The following is a 20,758-nucleotide window of genomic DNA, read 5'->3' on the forward strand; positions in this document are numbered from 1 at the left end:
GCGGCTGGTTTCTTCAACATATCCCAATGAATCACAAAACCCCCGGCATAGCCAGGGGTTTGTCAGCAGCCTGAGGCCGGGGTTTTCCCCGGCGTTTCTGTTTTACTCTGCGGCTTCTTTTACAGCCATCGGATTGTTCGGATGGGTCGTCCAGTTGGCATATTGTGCCGGGATTGGTGCCTTAGTGCGCGGATCGAAATCACCGATCTGCTCCATGGTGATGCAATCTTCGACCGGGCAGACATTGACGCAAAGATTGCAGCCAACGCATTCCTCATCGATCACTTCAAAGTGGCGCGCACCATTGACCAGATTGGTGATTGCCTGATGCGAAGTATCTTCGCACGCAATATGGCAGCGACCGCACTTGATGCAGAGATCCTGATCGATCCGCGCCTTGGTGACATAATTGAGGTTGAGATACTGCCAGTCGCTGACATGCCCCACAGCCATGCCACGAAAATCATCGAGCGACCGATAACCCTTGCTATCCATCCAGTCTGAAAGACCATCGATCATTTCCTGAACGACCTTGAAGCCATAGGTCATTGCAGCCGTACAGACCTGAACCGTGCCGCAGCCGAGCGCAATAAACTCTGCTGCATCACGCCATGTGGTAATGCCGCCAATGCCTGAAATCGGCAGGCCATGCGTTTCAGGATCGCGTGCGATTTCCGCCACCATGTTCAGCGCAATCGGCTTAACCGCTGGACCGCAATAACCGCCATGGCTGCCGCGCCCGTCAATGGACGGTACTGGCGACATGCTGTCGAGATCGACCGAAATGATGGAGTTGATCGTATTGATTAGCGATACAGCATCCGTACCTGCGGCATGAGCGCCTCGGGCGGGCTTGCGAATATCGGTGATATTCGGCGTCAGCTTGGTAATCACTGGCATCCGGCTATATTGCTTGCACCACTTCACCACCATGGCGACATATTCCGGCACCTGACCGACAGCCGCACCCATGCCGCGTTCGCTCATGCCATGCGGACAGCCGAAGTTCAACTCGATGCCATCTGCGCCGGTTTCTTCCACCAGAGGCAGGATGGCTTTCCATGCTTCTTCTTCGCATGGCACCATGATCGAAGCGATCAATGCGCGGTCGGGCCAGCGCATCTTCACTTCTTTCATTTCGCGCAAGTTCACGTCGAGTGGTCGGTCGGTGATCAGCTCGATATTGTTAAGACCAAGCAGACGCCTGTCAGCACCATGGATCGCGCCATAGCGCGGACCATTGACGTTGACGACCGGAGGGCCTTCTGCACCCAGTGTTTTCCAGACCACGCCGCCCCAGCCAGCCTTGAAGGCACGCTCGACATTATACGCTTTGTCGGTGGGTGGGGCTGAAGCCAGCCAGAACGGGTTTGGCGACTTGATGCCGAGGAAATTCGTTGAAAGATCAGCCATTCTTACTCTCCTCAGCCCTGTTCCTGGCCCAAATGGACACTGCGGTCACGGGAAGCAGATGTTGCAGGCGCATGAAGAGCGCCGCCCGACAACACCGCATCGGCAAAGCCTTCAATCGCTTCGGGACGCCTGGTCAACGTTGCATGGATGGATTCAGCGGCAACCTTGCCGTCTTCCACCGACGCGACGGTCAGATCCTGACCGCCTGCAACGCAGTCGCCTCCGGCCCATATGCCCTCGACAGATGTGCGGCGATCTTCATTGACGCTGATGCGTCCTTTCGAGAGTCCGATGCCTGAACCCGCTAGCGACTCCGGTTCGAACTTCTGACCGATAGCCTTGAAAACCTGATCGGCTTCAAGAATGAGATATTCGCCGGTGCCGGAAAGCTTGCCGCCGTCGATGGCTGTATACTCAAAGACAACGGCATTGACCGTGCCGTCTTCGCCCCGCTCAAGAGCGTGCGGCTGCAACCAGTGACGGATCACCACGCCATGAATCTGCGCCAGTTCCTGCTCATAGGCACTGGCATTCATATTCTCCTGACCGCGGCGATAAACGATTGTCACGTTTTCAGCGCCGAGCTTCTTGGTCTGGATGGCAACGTCCACTGCGGTCATGCCGCCACCGATAACCACGACATTGCGACCAACGGGCAGGGACGAGAGATCTTTTGCCTGACGCAGATTAGCGATGTAATCGACGGCATCAATCACGTTGGGCGCATCTTCTCCGCCAAGTGCCAGATCATTGACACCCGGCATGCCCATGCCGAGGAACAGCGCATCATAGCCCATTTTCAGCGCTTCAATGGTGATGTCCTGGCCGAGCGTCTGGTTATATTCGATATTGATAGCGCCGATTTTCAGCACGAATTCCAGCTCGCGCTGGGCGAAATTATTGACCGTCTTATAGGCAGCGATACCATATTCATTGAGACCGCCGCCCTTAGGCCGCGCTTCAAAAATCGTCACCTGATGACCATACATGGCAAGGCGATGCGCTGCGGAGATGCCTGCTGGGCCTGCACCCACGATGGCGATATGCTTGCCGGTTTCAGGCGCGCGCTTGAATGGATGAATGCCGGTTTCCATCAGAACATCGGTGGCATAGCGCTGCAATTCGCCAATCTTGACCGGCTTGCCTTCCGAAGTTTCGCGAACACACACTTCTTCGCAGAGCGTTTCGGTCGGGCAAACGCGGGCGCACATACCACCCAGAATGTTTTCCGAAAGGATGGTTTTTGCTGCGCCCACCGGATTACCGGCATTGATCTGCCGGATGAACAGTGGAATATCGATGCTGGTCGGGCAGGCATTCATGCACGGTGCATCGTAGCAGAAATAGCAGCGGTCCGATTCAACTAAAGCTTCATGCTTGGTAAGTGGCGGATGCAGATCGTCGAAAACATGCGCGTAGTCGGCCTTTTCAAGCCGCGCCCCACGGATGTCAGGCCCGTTCGTGTGTCCCGGATGATCGACTGCATCAATAGGCGAATTCTCTGCTGATCGCATGGATCGCATCTCCCATTTTTGCTTGCGTTTTGGCGCGGGTTCCCTTTGCGCGCCTCAACTATTCCGGGCTGCGATCTTTGTCGTCATATGATGCCCGTTCATGACAGGATGACAGATTTTCACGGAAGGTCAAATTTTTTATCATCTGGTCAATTTATGAGGATCCTGCACTACAAATGCAGAAATGGCCCGGCTGTGGGAGCGCGGGTCTTTAACATTCAGCTAAATGCGAAATCAAAGCGGATCGGACTTGAGACCATCCGGTGTCGCTTCCGAGGTCGGGAAAGTTTGGGATTCTTTGGGTAGTGCCGGGCGCGAACTCAGCACCAGAGCGCAACCTGCGATGATGACAGCAGCGCCGACAAACTGAATCACGGAAAGCTGTTCTTTGAGGAACACCGCACCGACGAGAACCGCGATGACTGTCACGACGAATTCAACGCTGATGGCTTTTGTTGGCCCGACATTTCCGACCAGCTTGAAATAAAGCACATAGGTGAGGGCACTCATGACGCAGGCTGAGATAAGCAGATAGATAAAATCAATCGGCCCCGGCATGGTTGGCACGGGAACTGCGAAGATCAGTGGCAAGGTCAGAATACCGCCAAAGACGAATGCGCCGATAGTGGTTTCCCATGAGCCGGTGCCGGATAGGCGGCGGCTGGCATAGTTGCTGCCGAAAGCCGCAGAAAAACAGGAGAAAAGCACGGCGATACAGCCCATGACGAAGGCAGGCGTGACGGCAACCGCCGGGAAGCCGACCAGTAGCACGATGCCGGTGACGCCGAGCAGCAGGCCGATGAGGCCGCGCGAAGTAATGCGTTCAAGCCCCCAGAGCTGGCTGATGACCATCGAGAAAAGCGGAATGGATGCAACGCAGATTGCAGCCATTGCCGTGCCGATCAGCGGTGTGCCGTAGGAAAGGCCGATCAACTGGCCCGCGACGGTGGTTGCGCCGACGACCGCGAAGGGTTTCCAGCCTGCGTGAAAATCAAGCCTGCGTCCCGAGAGTTTCGCAATCGCAAAAAGCGTTCCGGCAGCAATGAAGGAGCGGAAAGCGACCGCGCCAGCCCAGCCAAAGGCTTCCACCACGCGCAGGACCACAAGGAACGATAGTCCCCATGCCACGGCAAGGAAAATATAAGTCGCGACATCTTTCGGTTTCATGCCGATGGACTTTCAGAAACGATTGCGGGCAGAACTATCGATTTTCTAAGAGTGAAACTCTATCAGGTCGTTTTTGCGGCGGTGTTCGACGCCGCTTCTGCGATATTGGCAAAGAAGCGGTCTGCGATTTTCCGTGCGACCGAGCCGAGCAGCTTCGTGCCGATCTGCGCCACCTTGCCGCCCGCATCTCCCCGTATCGCATAGGATAGGATCGTATCGTCGCCATCTTCGTCCAGACGCACATCGGTCGCGCCATGCGCAAACCCGGCTATCGAGCCTTCACCATGGCCGGAGATCGTATAGGATACCGGCGGTTTCATATCCGACAGTTCGAGAATGCCGTGAAAGCGGACTTTCAGGATTCCGAAGCTGACCTTGAGAGCGGCGCGTATCTCCGTTTCCGAAATGCGCTCAATATCTTCGCAACCGGGAATGCAGGATTTCAGCGTTTCGATGTCGTTCAACGCATCCCAAACTGCTTGCCGTGGCGCCGCAATCCGCTCTTCTCCGGTAAGGTCCATGCTTCACTCCGAGGTGGATCACCCTAAATTGATCAATATGGTGTATATGACACTCTGTCCAAATTGGAAGTTCGGTAATTTATTTGCCGCAAATCCTCTCTAAAACGCTTAATGTCCGCAATTAAATCGATTTGATTCGGGAGTAGCATCATGGCAAGAGACGCGACGAAGCTTGAAGCAACGGTCGCAAAGCTTAAAAAGCACTGGGCAGATTCGGCCCCGCGCGATATGCGCGCGGCGTTCAAATCAGACCCGGGCCGGTTCGAGCGGTATTCGCTATCCCTGGATGACCTTCTGTTCGACTGGTCAAAATGCCGGGTCAACGACGAAACGATCGGGCTCCTCAAGGAACTGGCTGTTGCTGCCGATGTTGAAGGCCGTCGTGCGGCGATGTTTGCGGGTGAGCACATCAACAACACGGAGGACCGGGCTGTTCTCCACGTCGCGCTGCGCGATACTTCTTCGAAGGAAGTGCTCGTTGACGGTCACAATGTTTTGCCGGACGTGAAGGAAGTGCTCGACCGTATGGCGGCATTTGCGGATGGTATCCGGTCTGGCGCAATCAAGGGCGCAACGGGCAAGAAAATCACCGATATCGTCAATATTGGCATTGGCGGGTCCGACCTCGGACCTGTCATGGCAACTTTGGCTCTTTCTCCATATCATGATGGTCCTCGTGCGCATTTTGTCTCCAATATCGACGGCGCGCACATTGCAGATACGCTTGGCACCCTCGATCCAGCGACGACACTTGTTATCATTGCTTCCAAGACGTTCACGACCATCGAAACTATGACCAACGCGCAGACTGCGCGCAAATGGGTGGCGGATGCGCTCGGAGAAGCGGCCGTCGGCGCGCATTTTGCGGCTGTCTCGACCGCTCTGGACAAGGTCGCAGCCTTCGGCATAGCCGCAGACCGGGTCTTCGGTTTCTGGGACTGGGTCGGCGGACGTTATTCCGTGTGGTCGGCTATCGGCCTGCCGGTGATGATTGCGATTGGACCGGATAATTTCCGCAAGTTTCTGGCAGGTGCGCATTCGATGGATGTGCATTTCCGAGACGCGCCGCTGGAAAAGAACTTAGCCGTCTGGCTGGGCCTTATCGGGTACTGGCATCGTGCGATCTGTGGCTATGGCAGCCGTGCGATCATTCCCTATGACCAGCGTCTTGCCCGTCTCCCGGCCTATCTGCAGCAGCTGGATATGGAATCGAATGGCAAGAGCGTAACGGTCGATGGCAAGCCGGTTTCCGGTCCCACCGGCCCGGTTGTGTGGGGTGAGCCTGGTACGAACGGCCAGCACGCTTTCTTCCAGCTTCTGCATCAGGGCACGGACACGATCCCGTTGGAATTCATCGTTGCGGCAAAAGGCCATGAAAAGCACCTCGACCATCAGCATGAAATGCTGCTGGCGAATTGCCTTGCGCAGTCCGAGGCCTTGATGAAGGGGCGTACCCTTGATGAAGCGCGGGCGCAGTTGAAAGCGAAGAACCTTCCGGAAAGCGAAGTCGAACGCATTGCGCCGCATCGCGTTTTCTCGGGCAACCGTCCTTCATTGACGCTGGTTCATGACAAGCTTGATCCGTTTGCGCTCGGGCGCCTGGTGGCGCTCTATGAGCACCGCGTATTTGTCGAGGCACAGATTTTCGGCATCAATGCTTTCGATCAATGGGGCGTCGAGCTTGGCAAGGAACTTGCCACCGAACTTCTGCCGGTAGTTTCGGGCCAGGAAACGAGTGACGGTCGCGACGCATCCACGCAAGGGCTTGTCGCGCATCTGCATGCGCGAAGGAAAGCTTGACGGCATTCTCTGCACAGCTAGAAATAAAGGAGAGCCGGGTTCCTAACCCGGCTCTCTTCATGAGAAATAAAATGGGAAGTGAAATGAAAACCGAGACCGTAAAATTTGCCGGCGATGTACCGGGAAATGCCATCGAGTTGCGTGTGCTGCGCTTTGCGGGCAAGGACAGCGATGCGCCTTCCGCCTATCTGCAATCCTCGCTTCACGGTGCCGAACTTCCGGGGCAGGCAGCACTTCATTTCCTGGTCCCAATGTTGAAGAAGGCAGCCGGGGAAGGGCGCGTTCTTGGCAATATCACCATTGTTCCGCAAGCCAATCCGATCGGTTCCAACCAGTGGCAGGCACATCAGCATCTCGGTCGTTTCGAGACGTTTTCGCTGACCAATTTCAACCGTGCCTTTCCACTTCTGCCGGATTTCGACACATCCGAGCTTCCTGAGCCGGATGCACCCGTCGCGCTTGCACAGCGCCTGAAGGCAACGCTTTTGAAGCTGGCTCTGCCAAATGACATCGTGCTCGATCTGCATTGTGACGATGAGAGCGAAAACTACGTCTATATTGCGGAAGAATTTGCCGAGGACATGAAGGATCTGGCCATCGCGTTGAACTCGACGGCAATCCTCGCATGGGACACGACGGCTGACGCGGCCTTTGAGGAGGCCTGCGCCCATCCTGTCCTGAAATTGCCGGCAGACAAGCGCGATATGAAACGCCGGGCTGTGACGACGGTTGAATTCCGCGGCTTGAGCGATGTTTATGCGGATACGGGCAAGGGGGACGCGGAAGGTCTCTATAAATTCCTCGTGCATCGTGGTGTCATCCGCGACGACAATGTGAAGCTAGAGACGGAATATAAGGGTCTTGTCACGCCGCTTTCGCATGTTGAGATGTTGCGCGCACCGGAAGGCGGCATGGTGTTGTTTCATGTAGCGCCCGGCGATGAAGTAAAGGCGGGCACGAAGCTGGTTACAGTGGTTACGAAACCGGGTGAACCGGAAGGCGACATCACGCTAACCGCGCCGCAGGACGGACGTATCCTGACCCGTCGCTCGCTGCGTTATGTTCGTCGTGGGGATGATCTTCTCAAACTGCTTGGCGCGAAGCCTTCTGCTGTCAAAAAGCGTGCCGGTGCGTTGGAAGCATGAGCGACAAGCTGTCCGCAGAACATTTAAAGTCAATCCGTGCCGTCCTGTTCGACAAGGACGGCACCCTGATCGATTTCGACCGCACTTGGTTTGCAATCTCATGGCAGCTTGCGCAGCGTGCTGCAAAAGGTGACGAAATACGGGCTCGTGCACTGCTTGATGCCGGAGGCTACGATTGGCTGACCGAACGTTTCCGGGCGAATTCGGTAATCGCGGCCGGTACAGTCGAAGATATCGTTTCGCTTTGGCATCCTGACGTCGCGTCCGAGCAGTTGCGCAAACTGGTCGAAGAATATGATGCTTATTGCGTCACCGAAGGTGCGCGTTCGGCTGTTGCCATAGAGGCCGTGCATGAGACCCTCGAAACATTGCGTGCAATGGGTTTACGGTTGGGAATCGCGACGAATGATTCTGAGGCCGGGGCGCATGCCACTGCCAGGGCGCTCGGCATTGATGGGCTTTTCGACGTGGTGATCGGCTACAACACGGCGGCGCGGCCAAAGCCTTATCCCGATCCGCTGCTCTATTTTGCGGAAAAGTTGGGACTGATGCCGCAAGAGATCGCCATGGTCGGCGACAATCTGCACGATCTGGAAACAGCCCATGCAGCCGATGCTGGGCTTGCGGTTGGTGTTCTGTCGGGCAACTCTCCGCGCGAAGCGCTCGAACCCCATGCCGATGTGGTATTGGACAGCGTGGCTGGATTGCCTGAACTGCTGAAGAGATGAGTGCTGGCTTCCATTCGGCGAATTGAATGGAAGCATCAGGACAATTCATCTTCACTGCACTTGCGGTGTGGTTGGTGTGGAGTAGCATGCGGGACGTTTAACGTTCCCGACGAGCTACATCCATGATCCTGATCGGCCAGTATGATTCCCCCTTTGTGCGGCGTGTTGCCATCGCCATGCGGCTTTACGACTTGCCATTTGAACACAAGCCGTGGTCGACGTTCGGTGACCGTGACAGGATTGCAGAGTTCAATCCGCTGAGCCGCGTGCCGACGCTTGTGCTGGATGATGGTGACGTCGTGATCGAAAGCGCGGCGATACTCGACTATCTCGATGAGATCGCAGTCGGCAAGTCTCCGTTGATCGCGCCCAAAGGTGCCGAACGCCGTCAGGCTTTGAAGATATGCGCGCTTTCTACCGGGCTTGCCGATAAGGCAGTAAGCCTCCTCTATGAAGGTTTGCTGCGAAGCGAAAAATCAAACGTTTGGGTTGAGCGGTGCGAGACGCAGATCGCGCGGGTGCTGGATGTTCTGGAAAGTGATCTCGCAGAACGGAAATCATTGTACTGGTTTGGAGACGGCATCAGGCACGCTGCTATCGCGGCGGCTTGTGCACTTCGCTTTCTGCGTGAGGCGCATCCCAATCTCTTTAATGAACAGAAATATCCGGCATTGGCTGGTCTGGCGGCTCGATGCGAAGCGCTGGCACCCTTTCAGGAAATCGTTCAGCCTTTGGCGCCGCCCTCTGCATGATTCAATCTGAAACGATTGCGGCCGGATGAAATGTCCGGCCGCAATCGTTTCTAAATTTCAACGTTCTCAGTCGCGAAGTTCGCGACGCAAAATCTTGCCGACATTGCTCTTTGGCAGGCTTTCGCGGAATTCGACTTCGCGCGGGCGCTTGTAGTTGGTGAGACGTTCGGCACAATAGGCTTTGACTTCGTCTTCGGTCAGGTTGAGGTCACTGCGGACAACGAACAATTTCACGACTTCGCCCGAATGCTCGTTCGGTATGCCGACAGCAGCGGTCTCCACGATGCCTGGATGCCCGGCGGCAACTTCCTCGATTTCGTTTGGATAGACATTGAAGCCGGAAACCAGGATCATGTCCTTCTTGCGGTCAACGATCTTGGTGTAGCCGCGTTCGTCCATGAAGCCCATGTCGCCCGTGCGGAAGAAACCATCGGGCATGATCGCGCGTTTTGTTTCATCAGGACGTTCCCAATATCCCTTCATTACCTGAGGTCCGCGCACGCAGATTTCCCCGACCTCGCCAAGCGCCAGGTCATTTCCGTCGTCGTCACGGATTGCTACGTCAGTCGACGGCATGGGCAGGCCGATGGTTCCGGAGAACTCGGTTGCATCGAGTGCGTTGGCACAGGCGACGGGCGAGGTCTCCGAAAGGCCGTATCCTTCTGTGATGTGGCAACCGGTCATTTTCTGCCAGCGCTCGGCAACGGGACGCTGAACAGCCATGCCGCCACCAAGCGTCAGAATGAGGGGCTTAAAATCCAGTGTCTGAAAATCGGGATTGTTCATGAGGGCATTGAACAAGGTGTTGAGGCCCGGAAAGATATGGAACGGGTATTTCTTCAGCTCTTTCACAAAGCCGGGAATATCGCGGGGGTTAGGAATGAGAATATTCCTCGCACCGAGCTTGATGCCGATCATCGCATTCACGGTAAGCGCGAAAATGTGGTAAAGCGGAAGCGCGCATACGAAATTCAGCGCCTTTGGCTTACCCTTGTTCCGGAACGCAACTTCCATCCAGACATTCATCTGCTCGACATTGGCGAGAATATTGCTATGGGTAAGCATGGCACCCTTCGAGATGCCTGTCGTGCCACCGGTATATTGCAGGAAGGCAAGGTCCGAACCCTGCACTGGAATCGGGTCGAAGGATTGGGCGCGGCCTAGCGCCAGTGCGTCCTTGAAACGGACATGTCCCGGGATGCTCCACATTGGCACCATTTTCTTCACGCGGCGCACCACGAGATTGATAATGTGGCCTTTGAAACCATGCATGTCGCCCATCGAAGCGACGATGATATTGGGAACATTGACGGAGGCGAGGGTCTTCTCCACTGTCGATGCGAAGTTTTCCAGAACAATCAATGCCTTTGCACCGGAATCGTTCAACTGATGCTCCAGTTCGCGCGGGGTATAAAGCGGATTGACGTTCACCACCACGAAACCAGCACGGAGAATGGCGGTAAACGCAATTGGATAATGCAGAATATTCGGCATCATCACGGCAACGCGGTCACCTTTGACGAGGCCACGAGATTGCAGAAATGCGGCGAGCGCGCGAGAATGCTCGTCCAGCTCCTTTAAAGTGAGATCTTTGCCCATGCAGGTAAAAGCAGGGCGATCCGGGAACTGTCGGCAGGAAGCTAGAATCATATCGCCGATGGATGAGCTATTACTCAGGTCGATCTCGTGCGGAACACCGGCTGGATATGATTTCAACCAAATTTTTTCTTGCGTCGGTATGCCCTTGTCAGCCGATTCTGCCGCGACGGATTCAACTGCGAATACGCCTTGCCCAGTCGTTTTTTTCGCCATTTCTTCTCCCCGGATTGCTCCGTCCTAAGTTGGGCAGCTGCGCGCCCGCCGTCTCCCAAGCTGCCCGCCCGGACAGCCTCCTCATTCATAAATGTGGTCGAGTTTTACTCTCTTCGCAAGAGTTACATTGACGTAAGCGTAAATTATAAAAGAGTCGAGCGTCTTTCCCAATTTTGAAGTTTAACAATCACAATGGGTTGAAACTGGTTGTCAGTAGAGAAATAGCAGGTCCGACCAGAAGTCACACGCTCACTGCGCTGCCGGTGCCTGATTTCTCAGGGATTGGACGAGTATCGAAATTGCTCTGCCGCCATGGGTTACAAGATCGTAGTTTCTGTCGCCTCGCAACCACTCATTGAGAAGGCCGCTCAGCATGGAGAGCAGGATCGGTGCAGCCGTATCGGCAGTCCATTCTTTCGAAAGTTCGCCACGTCTTGCGGCCACATCGAGCAATCCTGCAAACAATGAGAGGACATTGGCGCGGGCTTCCCGGAGACGATCTTCAAGCGGTGCCATTTCGCCGACGAATTCACATCGCTGGTTAATGATAATGAAAATGTTTTGCTGGCGCTCGTCGTTCGAGAAGAGTTGCAGGGCCTGGATAATGGATTGTTCCAGGACATGCATTGGATTGGGATGATTGACGGTCGCCGCCTGCAGCATGATTTCTTCTTGTGGAAATCGGACGCTGCCTATGATTGTACGGATAATTTCAAGCTTATCGTGAAAGTGGAAATAAATCGCGCCCCGCGTCACTCCCGCATGACATGCGATTTCCATCAGTGTAGATTGATTGACACCACGCTCGAGGAAAACCTGCTCGGCAGCCACCAGAATGGCTTCCCGGGTTTCGGCCGCCTCGGCTTTCGTTCTTCGCATGACTTCTCTCAGGTGGATGCAGGCTAATGGCTCAATATGCCATTGAATCTGGATAACTCATTCGTGATCTGTAATATTAGGTGATTGACTATAACACGGTAGTTCGTATTTACAAACACTCGTGTATGTTAAATTGGCAGCACCGCGCGACAGCAAGGGCACTCCCATCATGACTATGAACCGTTCTATTCGGCTTTTTGCGGCAGGGGCCGCATTTCTTGCCTTTGCGGGGCAACCCGTTCTGGCGCAAGCACCGGGGGGTGCTACGCCGCCTCCGCCGCAGGTTTCCGTAATTGTGGTTGAGCCGCATGATGTACCTGTTACCTATGAATATGCAGCGCGCATTAGCGCTTATCGTGATGTTCAGGTGCGCGCCCGCGTGGGTGGAATATTGCTTCACCGTAATTTCACCGAAGGTACGGAAGTCAAGGCGGGCGAAGTGTTGTTCGAGATCGATCCTGCGCCTTATGAGGCGGAGCTTGAAAAAGCTCAGGCACAGGTTGCTCAGGCCGAAGCACAATATCAGCAATCCATTCGTGATGCGGAACGTGCAGAACAGCTGGTGCAGCAGAAGGTGCAGAGTACTGCCGTTCGTGATTCTGCTTTCGCTACACGCGACTTGAATAAGGCGTCGGTGGCAGCAGCCAAGGCGCAATTGCGTACCGCAGAGCTCAATCTGAGCTATACCAAGGTAACTGCACCAATCAGCGGTATCACAAGCCTTGAGCAGGTGAATGAGGGTAGTCTTATCGGGACAGATGCCTCCTCCAGCCTTCTGACGTCGATTACCCAACTCGATCCGGTCTACGTGAACTTCTCCTTCACCGATACGGAAGCAGCCGAAATTGATCGTTTGCGCGCTGAACGCGGTGCCACCGGTGAAGATGCCGATCGTCTCAAGATCAAGATCCTGTTCGGTGACGGACATGCTTACGATCATGAAGGAACGATCGATTTCACGTCGTCGTCACTTGATACGGAAACAGGCACGCTTGGTGCCCGTGCTGTCGTTGAGAATCCAAATCGTCGCCTGATCCCTGGTCAGTTCGTCCGTGCTGTGATCCTCGGTATTCAGGTCAAGAACGCTATCACCATCCCGAAAGCAGCATTGCTTCAGGGGCCGCAAACGCAGTTTGTCTACGTGGTCAACAAGGACAACGTTGTCGAAGTGAGGCCAATCACTGTTGCGCGTGAATTGAGTGACGCTTGGCTGGTTTCTGAAGGTCTCAATGCAGGTGATCGGGTCATAACTGAAGGCCTCATCAAGGCCGCTCCGGGTAAGCCCGTGAATCCAGTCGACGCAGCTACTGAAGCAAGCAATCAGGCATCGCCGGACAAGGCTGGGGCTGAAGCTGGCAAAGAACAGGCGGCAGGCAAGCAATGAATAGATTCTTCGTCGACCGCCCCGTTTTCGCGGCGGTCATCTCCATTGTGCTCGTGCTGGCCGGCCTGATCTGTATTCGGATTCTGCCGATTGCCCAGTACCCCGAACTGACGCCGCCACAGGTCGTTGTCAGTGCGACCTATCCCGGTGCAAGTGCTGAAACGGTGGCGCAGACAGTTGCTGCGCCGTTGGAACAGCAGATCAACGGCGTCGAGAACATGCTTTATATGCAGTCCTCGAGCCTCGGTAGCGGCACCATGCAGCTGACGGTAACCTTCGCTCTGGGTACTGACCCGGATCAGGCCACCATCAACGTCAACAACCGCGTACAGCGTGCGACCTCGTCGCTTCCGCAGGAAGTGCAACGTCTTGGTGTCACGGTGGACAAGCGTTCCACCACGATTCTGGGCATGGTTGCCATGTTCTCCGACAGCGATCGCTATGACCGCACCTATGTCGGTAACTATGCTCTCCTGAACGTGGTCGATGACCTTAAACGTCTTCAGGGCGTTGGCGACGTGCAGCTGCTTGGCAATATCGATTATTCAATGCGCGTCTGGCTGCGTCCGGATAAGCTGGCGCAGTATAATCTAACGCCTAGCGATGTATCGACGGCTATTCAGGAGCAGAATGCGCAGTTTGCTGCCGGTCGCTTCGGCGATCAGCCGGACCCGCAAGCCGGGCCGTTCACCTATACGGCGACGACGCAGGGGCGTCTGCCGGATGCTGCGGCATTCGAGAACATTATCCTGCGTTCAAGCCCCAACGCCGCGACCCTTCGTCTGAAGGATGTTGCCCGCGTCGAACTCGGTACAGAAAGCTATCTCGTCGACAGTAATCTCAACGGCACGTCTGCTGTCCCGATTGCGATCTATCTGCAACCCGGCGCGAACGCGCTCAACACGATGGAACTCATTCAAAACCGTATGAATGAGCTGAAGGCGAGCTTCCCGGCAGGGATCGATTATTCGATACCGTTCGATACGACGAAGTTCATCAAAGTCTCCATTGAGGAGGTGATTCACACCTTTATCGAGGCGATCATTCTCGTCGTCCTGGTTGTATTCATTTTTCTGCAGAACTGGCGGGCAACGCTCATCCCGATCATCGCAGTGCCGATCTCTATTATCGGTACATTTGCGGGCATGTATGTGCTCGGCTTCTCCATCAACCTCTTGACGCTCTTCGGTCTGGTGCTGGCAATCGGTATCGTGGTCGATGATGCTATCGTGGTATTGGAAAACGTCGAACGCATTATGACGACAGAGAAACTGTCGCCGCGCAAGGCCGCCATCAAGGCCATGGGCGAGGTGACGGGACCGGTTATCGCAATTGTTCTCGTGCTCTGCGCTGTGTTCATTCCTGTGGCCTTCATGGGCGGTCTTGTCGGTGAAATGTATAAGCAGTTCGCCGTTACTATCGCGATTTCGGTGACGCTGTCCGGTCTAGTGGCCTTGACGCTGACACCGGCGCTCTGCGCTCTGATTCTGAAGCCAGGTCATCATGAGCCGATGCTACCGTTCCGCATATTCAACCGCTTCTTCGAGGGTGTGACAGACGGTTACTCTCGTGGCGTTCGCTTCTTTTTGAAGCGTGCTGCGATCGGTCTGATCATTTTCGCGGGTCTTCTTGGCGCTACCTATTATCTTTTCGAAAGGGTGCCGGGATCGCTGTTGCCAGATGAGGATCAGGGCTTCCTGTTCAGCGTCGCGGTCCTTCCCCCAGCTGCCTCTTTGGAACGTACAACGGCAGTTTTGGATCAGGCGAGCGCGAATATTCGGAAGAGCCCTGCGGTGGAAAGCGTCTTTGCGGTATCTGGTTTCGACCTTCTGTCGGGTGGCCTGAAAACCAGCGCAGGCACGATGTTCATCATGCTCAAGGATTGGAAGGAGCGTACGACGCCTGAAACCGATGCACGCAATCTTCCCGGTGCTATCATGGCGATGAATGCGGGCATCAAGGACGGGCTTGTTCTTGCATTCAACCCGCCACCGATCATGGGTCTCAGCACGACTGGCGGTTTTGAACTCTATGTTCAGGATCGTACGGGCGGCGGCGTGGAATCGTTGACGCGTGCAACCAAGCTCATTACCGACGCTGCGGCCAAGAGACCGGAACTGCAGGGCGTGCGTACAACGTTCGATCCGAATGTTCCGCAATACGACATCCAGCTTGATCGCGAAAAGGCAAAGGCTATGGGTGTGCCGATCAACTCTGTGTTCACTGCAATGCAGGCAACGTTCGGTAGCCTCTATGTCAACGACTTCACGCTGTTTGGTCGCAACTATCAGGTCAACCTGCAGTCGGAAGCTGAGTTCCGTCGCGACCCAAGCGATCTCAAGCATGTCTTTGTGCGGGCCAATTCCGGTAGCATGATCCCGCTCGATGCTCTTGTGACCGTAAAGCGTATTGTCGGTCCGGATCAGCTGGAACGCTTCAATGCTTTCAATGCAGCGAAGATTACCGGTAATCCGGCACCGGGTTTCACTTCTGGTGATGCGATCAAGGCAATGCAGGAAGTGGCGGCGGAAGTTCTTCCGCAAGGCTATCAGATTGCATGGACCGGCTCAGCCTATCAGGAAGTGACCACCAGCGGCACAGGCACTCAGGCTATGATCTTTGGTCTCGTCATGGTGTTCCTGATCCTTGCTGCACAGTATGAACGCTGGAGCCTGCCGCTCGCCGTCATCACCGCAGTGCCGTTTGCAATCTTCGGTGCATTGTTGGCGACGGATCTGCGCGGGTTGACGAATGACGTGTATTTCCAGATCGGTCTGGTGACACTCATAGGTCTGGCGGCGAAGAATGCGATCCTGATTGTGGAATTCGCGGTGCTTGAACGAGAGACGGGCAAGTCCGCCATTGAGGCGGCGGCGTCGGCGGCTCGTCTGCGCTTCCGTCCGATTGTGATGACATCGCTGGCCTTTATTCTCGGTGTGGTGCCGCTTGCGATCAGTACGGGTGCCGGTTCGGCAAGCCGTCACTCGATCGGTACGGGCGTTATCGGCGGCATGTTGGCGGCAACGTTCATCGCTACGTTCTTCATTCCGATGTTCTACAGCCTGATAGCGCGCAAGCCTCCGAAGAAGCCGGAGGATGAAGATGTGAATGAAACAACTGGTCCCAGCGGACAGGCTGATAGCCAAATCTAGTTAGTCTTAGTACCAAAAAGCCCCGCCGAAAGGCGGGGCTTTTTTACATCAGCCTAGGCTTGCACTCCTTGGCAAGACTGGAAATTCTTTGCGGTAGCCCTTCGAAAAGGGCTGCACCGGTTTTAGAACAGCGATGCGATACTCTGAACGATTGCCCACCCTAGAAAAGTTGCCGGTACACTGAGTGCCGCAAGCATGATGCCGAGAAACACGTAGGCAGCCTCATTGGGCGAGCGCTTCGTCTGTTCCGGAGTTTTGTGCCATTGAGCAGGTACACCATCGAACATTGTATAAATCCTCCTTCTCCCTCAACTTAATTATTGATGAGAGGGTGATTTGTTCAAGTCAAAATAAATGGATGTATTTGTTGGGGTTTTTATGTTAAAAGCGGCGCAATTCACGTTGGATCTTACATATTGAGGTCGACTTTTAAACGCTAAGTTCGGCTTATATATCTGATAGAAAATAATTTTACTTTTATGCTGTAAGTATCGATATATCGGAAGTTTCAAAAATATGTGAAAATTCGATTGCTGTTGAATCTTTGCTGCGTCAAAATGGCACGCAATAGGTGGTCCGATTCTATCGGTCAGATCCGTCTGATGTTCCGTTCAATAAAAGCTGTTGGGAAAATAACGCAGATAGAGCTCCGTTAAGGTGCCTTTCTGCTGTAGGGCCTGAAGGGCATTGTTGAAGGCGTCGACAAGAGGAATGTTTTGCTGTGCCACGGCGATGCTAAGGCCACTGCCAAGATATTGCGGTGCAAGATAGGGCCCAGCTGCAAACGTACAGCATGAATGACCTTCAGAACCGTCCAGCCAGATCGAAAGCGACATACCATCATGGAACACAGCGCTTACCTTACCGCCTTTGAGATCGGCGAGCATGAGGGACTCGTCGGGGTAAGGTTTGGCGATCGCCTGAGGGAAGTAGCTTTTCAGAAGCTGCTCATGTGCTGTTCCCGCAATCACACCGACAATCTTGCCCTTTGTGGCCATAACCGCGTTGTCGCTAAATGCGTCTGCATTGGTTGTGGCAAATCGTGCAGGCAATCGCATATAGGATCGTGAAAAGACAAATTGTTCGCGGTTTGCCTCGGTCGGTCTCCACCCCGCTATGATGGCCTCTGCCTGCCCGCTAAGCAGTCGCTCTTCAAGCTCATTCCAGGGCACGGCTTCAATCTGACATATGTCATCGACGCCCAATTGACGGCAAAGAGCCTTGGCAAGGTCGACGTTATAGCCGGAAAGCTGCCCCTGATCGCCCAGCATATTAAAAGGGGGGAAATCGACCGTTGTGATGAACCTTAGTCGGTTGAGCGCTTGCAGGGATGGCAAGGGCAGGCGCTCTCTCTGGCTCATGAAGAAAGGGGCTTCCGGCTGGGAGTCTAAAGCCCAGACGCCGTGAGTGCCACACGTGAATGTCAGCGCGATCAGCAGTCTTGAAAGGTTGCGTTTCATGTCCCCCTTTTCCCCTTTTCCCTATAATTTCGCGTTAACTGAAAAATCGAGCGGCGCGTGATATTCAACCAAGGTGCTATAAAAATAAAGGTTGCAATTCTTTTGCAGTGTAATACCTTCGAGCTGAGAGTTTTACCAAAGAAAACACCTAATAAAACCATTGGTGAAATTAGTATAAATGTAAATTCCTAAAACATAAATTATGAATATTCAATAGTGCGGGGGTGCTATGAGTAGTGTATCGAGTGTGTTCGATCTGGAGGTATGCAGTGCCATATCAGCCAGATTGGAACAATGTGGCGTGCCCAGAGAAGCTTTGTTAGGGGCTTATACTGCGGCTGTTCACCATGGAACATCTTTTTGCGCGGAACTGGTGCAGCGAGGTGAGGTTTCAGAAACAGTCGTTTATGCAGCAATTGCTGACTTTCTGGGAGTGGAGTTCACAAGCGAGGCTTTACCGTCGCGCATTTTTGTATCAGGCGAGGAGAAACCATCGGCTTTCATTGACGTAGGACAAGTTATGGTGCTCGGCGCGGACGGTGGCAGTTATCTCTATATCGCCCCGTCGGAAAATCGCATCGTAACTCTTCGAGATTATATTCAAGCGACACCGACATTGAAGAGCAGAATACGTATCTGCACACCAGCCCTTTTGAAGCAGATCATGCGTCAACGCCATCAAAAGGATCTGATTGCACGGGCTCATGAAATGACACCGCAGTTGCTTTCAGCGGCACGCGTTTTGGATACGCCGCAGGCATTCATCATTGCGATGGCAATCTATGTATTCCTCGCCTGCTTGTTCAACTGGCCAGGGATGACTCTGCTGGTGCTTCATGTCGCGCTGTCGATATTCTTCTTTGGATGTGTGACAATTCGATTGTTTGCAGCAGTTTCCGGGCAACGATTGAAATTTACTGAAATCAAGAAATATAGACCACGCGATTTACCGAATTATTCCGTCCTGGTCCCGCTATATCGAGAACAGGAAGTGGTTGGCCAACTCATTTTGGGCCTGAAACGGTTGAACTGGCCGGCCAGCAAACTCGATATCAAGCTTGTCTGCGAAAAGGATGACTTTGATACGATAGCTGCCATACGTCGTGAACGACTACCGTCAAATTTCGAACTGGTTCTCGTGCCATCCGGAGGGCCGAAGACAAAGCCGAAGGCTTTGAACTATGCTTTACAATTTGCACGAGGTGAAATTGTTGCGGTCTTTGATGCTGAGGATCGTCCGCATCCTGATCAGTTGCTGGAAGCATGGCAGACGTTTCGGGCTGAAGGTAATAAGCTGGCCTGTGTTCAAGCTCCGCTGATAATCGGAAATTTCCGCCATAATTTGCTCACGCGAATGTTTGCCTTTGAATATGCCGCACTTTTCCGCGGCCTCTTACCTTGGCTCGCGTCTCGGGGGCTTGTCATTCCACTTGGCGGAACTTCAAATCACTTCCGGCGATCTTGCCTGGAAGAGGTGGGTGGCTGGGATGCCTACAATGTCACGGAAGATGCCGATCTTGGTGTGAGACTTGCCCGGTTCGGCTATCGCATTGGTGTCATCACGCGTGGAACGATTGAGGATGCGCCGGTAAATTATGATGTCTGGCGCAAACAACGAACACGCTGGCTCAAAGGCTGGATGCAGACATGGCTAGTCCACGGACGCCAGCCGCATAACACATGGCGCGAACTTGGCTGGTTCAGGTTTACCGTCAATCAGATTTATACTTTTGGCATAATCAGTTCGGCGCTTTTGCATCCCTTGATGCTGGCCATGTTCGCGGTCTTGATGATCACCATGTTGTTTGGACCGTTGACGACACACGGTATCTGGCTGTTGGGGATTGATGTGACGAATATTCTGTTGGCCTATCTGAGTTTCTATCTTCTGGGTGCGAGAACGATGGAACCGACGGAGTTGAGAGGTTATGCCTACCTGTTCTCAATCCCGATATACTGGATGCTGATTTCGATCTCGGCCTGGCGCGCACTATGGCAGCTGGTGCGAGTGCCGCATCTGTGGGAAAAGACACCGCACCAGCCAAGCTTGTTTTATATCTCCGCCGATGACGAGGTGACGAATGTAGAGCCACGCCCGATGATCGATTGATCCTCGGCCCCAATTGCCTGAAGGTCTCGGCCTTCATAGGGCAATGTCAAAAGGATGCGCCGGATTGCAGCCAGTCTGGCGCGCCTCTTGTCATTCGAACGGATGATTGTCCAAGGGGCGTAACCTGTGTCGGTTCTTTCGAGCATTGTGTGGAGTGCTTCGGAATAGCTATTCCAGCGAGAAATGCCCGCCACGTCCATCGGTGAGAACTTCCAGTTTTTAAGTAGGCTGTGACGGCGTTCATGAAAGCGCTTGAGCTGCATTTCCTGACCGATATCCAGCCAGAATTTGAATAGATGAATGCCGTCTGTAACGATCATACGCTCGAAATCGGGTGTCTCGGTCAAGAACGTCTCCAGTTGCGTTTGGGTGCAAAAACCCATCACACGCTCAACGCCGGCACGATTATACCATGAGCGGTCAAATGTGACGAACTCACCCGCAGTTGGAAAATGTGCAACATAGCGCTGGAAATACCATTGCCCCTGTTCGGTTTCGGTCGGCTTAGGCAAGGCAACATTACGTGCGGTTCTTGGATTCATGAACTCGCGGATTGTAAAAATGGTTCCGCCCTTGCCTGCAGCGTCGCGTCCCTCGAAAACGCTGATGACACGTCCGCCTGTATCCTGAAGCCAGTATTGCAGTTTGACGAGTTCGATTTGAAGTCGCTCAAGCGTCTCTTCATATTCATCTGACTTCATCTTGGATGGATAAGGATATCCACCCGACTGCAGTGCATTGTCGTCGATCCATTTCGGCAATTTGGGATCGCTTATGTCAAACGAACGCCCCACACCGCCAATTTTCAGCTTGATTGGCTTGTCAGCTGGTTTTGCAGTGTCTTTTTTGTCTTTCTTTTTGTTAGCTGTCTTTGAACTGTCACCCACGGCAATTCCCTTTCGTTTATATCAAAGCATGATA

At 54.0% G+C, this 20,758-nt stretch carries 16 protein-coding genes; 7 read left to right on the forward strand and 9 right to left on the reverse strand.

The annotated features are described in order from the left end of the window. Positions 1 to 102 precede the first annotated feature (102 nt). The 4 genes from preA to JNC70_RS06315 form a co-directional block, all read right to left on the reverse strand. A complete protein-coding gene (gene preA, locus JNC70_RS06300) occupies positions 103 to 1,413 on the reverse strand; it encodes an NAD-dependent dihydropyrimidine dehydrogenase subunit PreA (protein ID WP_104756172.1) in 1,311 nt (436 codons plus the stop codon). A gap of 11 nt (positions 1,414 to 1,424) precedes the next feature. After that, positions 1,425 to 2,936, reverse strand: a complete 1,512-nt coding sequence (locus JNC70_RS06305; protein WP_208623462.1) for an NAD(P)-dependent oxidoreductase — start codon at positions 2,934 to 2,936, stop codon at positions 1,425 to 1,427. A gap of 225 nt (positions 2,937 to 3,161) precedes the next feature. Further along, positions 3,162 to 4,094: a DMT family transporter gene (locus tag JNC70_RS06310; RefSeq protein ID WP_104756170.1), complete on the reverse strand. Its 933-nt coding sequence runs from the start codon at positions 4,092 to 4,094 to the stop codon at positions 3,162 to 3,164. Positions 4,095 to 4,156: 62 nt separating this feature from the next. Next, positions 4,157 to 4,615 carry an SRPBCC family protein gene (locus JNC70_RS06315; protein WP_104756169.1) on the reverse strand — a complete coding sequence of 153 codons (459 nt, stop codon included), beginning with the start codon at positions 4,613 to 4,615 and terminating at the stop codon, positions 4,157 to 4,159. A gap of 150 nt (positions 4,616 to 4,765) precedes the next feature. Here JNC70_RS06315 and pgi point away from each other — a divergent pair, with 150 nt between their 5' ends. The 4 genes from pgi (at position 4,766) to JNC70_RS06335 (ending at position 9,040) form a co-directional block, all read left to right on the forward strand. Next, a complete protein-coding gene (gene pgi / locus JNC70_RS06320) occupies positions 4,766 to 6,415 on the forward strand; it encodes a glucose-6-phosphate isomerase (RefSeq protein WP_104756168.1) in 1,650 nt (549 codons plus the stop codon). Between the two features lie 83 nt (positions 6,416 to 6,498). Continuing rightward, positions 6,499 to 7,560, forward strand: a complete 1,062-nt coding sequence (locus JNC70_RS06325; RefSeq protein WP_104756179.1) for a succinylglutamate desuccinylase/aspartoacylase family protein — start codon at positions 6,499 to 6,501, stop codon at positions 7,558 to 7,560. Beyond that, positions 7,557 to 8,288, forward strand: coding sequence for an HAD family hydrolase (locus JNC70_RS06330; RefSeq protein ID WP_104756167.1), 732 nt, complete (start codon positions 7,557 to 7,559; stop codon positions 8,286 to 8,288). The genes JNC70_RS06325 and JNC70_RS06330 overlap by 4 nt, the downstream gene beginning before the upstream one ends. Before the next feature lie 122 nt (positions 8,289 to 8,410). Beyond that, positions 8,411 to 9,040: a glutathione S-transferase family protein gene (locus tag JNC70_RS06335; protein WP_104756166.1), complete on the forward strand. Its 630-nt coding sequence runs from the start codon at positions 8,411 to 8,413 to the stop codon at positions 9,038 to 9,040. A gap of 66 nt (positions 9,041 to 9,106) precedes the next feature. Here JNC70_RS06335 and JNC70_RS06340 read toward each other — a convergent pair whose 3' ends face one another. Together JNC70_RS06340 and JNC70_RS06345 are read right to left on the reverse strand one after the other, a co-directional pair. Further along, positions 9,107 to 10,852: a long-chain fatty acid--CoA ligase gene (locus JNC70_RS06340; protein WP_104756165.1), complete on the reverse strand. Its 1,746-nt coding sequence runs from the start codon at positions 10,850 to 10,852 to the stop codon at positions 9,107 to 9,109. A gap of 249 nt (positions 10,853 to 11,101) precedes the next feature. Beyond that, the gene (locus JNC70_RS06345) at positions 11,102 to 11,731 is read right to left on the reverse strand and encodes a TetR family transcriptional regulator (RefSeq protein ID WP_104756164.1); all 630 of its coding nucleotides are present in this window, start codon (positions 11,729 to 11,731) and stop codon (positions 11,102 to 11,104) included. Between the two features lie 169 nt (positions 11,732 to 11,900). On the opposite strand from JNC70_RS06345, the gene JNC70_RS06350 reads away from it, so the two are divergent. Further along, entirely contained in the window at positions 11,901 to 13,115 is a 1,215-nt protein-coding gene (locus tag JNC70_RS06350; RefSeq protein ID WP_104756163.1) for an efflux RND transporter periplasmic adaptor subunit, read from the forward strand. Further along, positions 13,112 to 16,267, forward strand: a complete 3,156-nt coding sequence (gene bepE, locus JNC70_RS06355) for a multidrug efflux RND transporter permease subunit BepE (RefSeq protein WP_104756162.1) — start codon at positions 13,112 to 13,114, stop codon at positions 16,265 to 16,267. Before JNC70_RS06350 ends, bepE begins: the two co-directional genes overlap by 4 nt. A 122-nt stretch (positions 16,268 to 16,389) precedes the next feature. On the opposite strand, the gene JNC70_RS06360 is transcribed toward bepE, so the two are convergent. Then, entirely contained in the window at positions 16,390 to 16,554 is a 165-nt protein-coding gene (locus JNC70_RS06360) for a hypothetical protein (RefSeq protein WP_006466025.1), read from the reverse strand. 324 nt (positions 16,555 to 16,878) lie between these two features. Next, on the reverse strand, positions 16,879 to 17,727 hold the full coding sequence (locus tag JNC70_RS06365) for a transporter substrate-binding domain-containing protein (protein WP_104756161.1): 849 nt from the start codon (positions 17,725 to 17,727) through the stop codon (positions 16,879 to 16,881). Positions 17,728 to 17,956: 229 nt separating this feature from the next. Here JNC70_RS06365 and JNC70_RS06370 point away from each other — a divergent pair, with 229 nt between their 5' ends. Beyond that, entirely contained in the window at positions 17,957 to 19,837 is a 1,881-nt protein-coding gene (locus JNC70_RS06370; RefSeq protein ID WP_104756160.1) for a glycosyltransferase family 2 protein, read from the forward strand. Here JNC70_RS06370 and ppk2 read toward each other — a convergent pair. After that, entirely contained in the window at positions 19,780 to 20,724 is a 945-nt protein-coding gene (gene ppk2 / locus JNC70_RS06375) for a polyphosphate kinase 2 (protein WP_104756159.1), read from the reverse strand. The genes JNC70_RS06370 and ppk2 overlap by 58 nt on opposite strands. Positions 20,725 to 20,758: the final 34 nt, after the last annotated feature.

Source organism: Brucella oryzae, from assembly GCF_041929965.1.
GTDB classification, from domain to species: Bacteria; Pseudomonadota; Alphaproteobacteria; order Rhizobiales; family Rhizobiaceae; genus Brucella; species Brucella oryzae.

What these genes read in the sequence shown, in the direction of transcription:
- preA (WP_104756172.1), bottom strand. Translation starts at nt 1,413, where the DNA reads ATGGCTGATCTTTCAACGAATTTCCTCGGCATCAAGTCGCCAAACCCG.
- JNC70_RS06305 (WP_208623462.1), bottom strand. Translation starts at nt 2,936, where the DNA reads ATGCGATCCATGCGATCAGCAGAGAATTCGCCTATTGATGCAGTCGAT.
- JNC70_RS06310 (WP_104756170.1), bottom strand. Translation starts at nt 4,094, where the DNA reads ATGAAACCGAAAGATGTCGCGACTTATATTTTCCTTGCCGTGGCATGG.
- JNC70_RS06315 (WP_104756169.1), bottom strand. Translation starts at nt 4,615, where the DNA reads ATGGACCTTACCGGAGAAGAGCGGATTGCGGCGCCACGGCAAGCAGTT.
- pgi (WP_104756168.1), top strand. Translation starts at nt 4,766, where the DNA reads ATGGCAAGAGACGCGACGAAGCTTGAAGCAACGGTCGCAAAGCTTAAA.
- JNC70_RS06325 (WP_104756179.1), top strand. Translation starts at nt 6,499, where the DNA reads ATGAAAACCGAGACCGTAAAATTTGCCGGCGATGTACCGGGAAATGCC.
- JNC70_RS06330 (WP_104756167.1), top strand. Translation starts at nt 7,557, where the DNA reads ATGAGCGACAAGCTGTCCGCAGAACATTTAAAGTCAATCCGTGCCGTC.
- JNC70_RS06335 (WP_104756166.1), top strand. Translation starts at nt 8,411, where the DNA reads ATGATCCTGATCGGCCAGTATGATTCCCCCTTTGTGCGGCGTGTTGCC.
- JNC70_RS06340 (WP_104756165.1), bottom strand. Translation starts at nt 10,852, where the DNA reads ATGGCGAAAAAAACGACTGGGCAAGGCGTATTCGCAGTTGAATCCGTC.
- JNC70_RS06345 (WP_104756164.1), bottom strand. Translation starts at nt 11,731, where the DNA reads ATGCGAAGAACGAAAGCCGAGGCGGCCGAAACCCGGGAAGCCATTCTG.
- JNC70_RS06350 (WP_104756163.1), top strand. Translation starts at nt 11,901, where the DNA reads ATGACTATGAACCGTTCTATTCGGCTTTTTGCGGCAGGGGCCGCATTT.
- bepE (WP_104756162.1), top strand. Translation starts at nt 13,112, where the DNA reads ATGAATAGATTCTTCGTCGACCGCCCCGTTTTCGCGGCGGTCATCTCC.
- JNC70_RS06360 (WP_006466025.1), bottom strand. Translation starts at nt 16,554, where the DNA reads ATGTTCGATGGTGTACCTGCTCAATGGCACAAAACTCCGGAACAGACG.
- JNC70_RS06365 (WP_104756161.1), bottom strand. Translation starts at nt 17,727, where the DNA reads ATGAAACGCAACCTTTCAAGACTGCTGATCGCGCTGACATTCACGTGT.
- JNC70_RS06370 (WP_104756160.1), top strand. Translation starts at nt 17,957, where the DNA reads ATGAGTAGTGTATCGAGTGTGTTCGATCTGGAGGTATGCAGTGCCATA.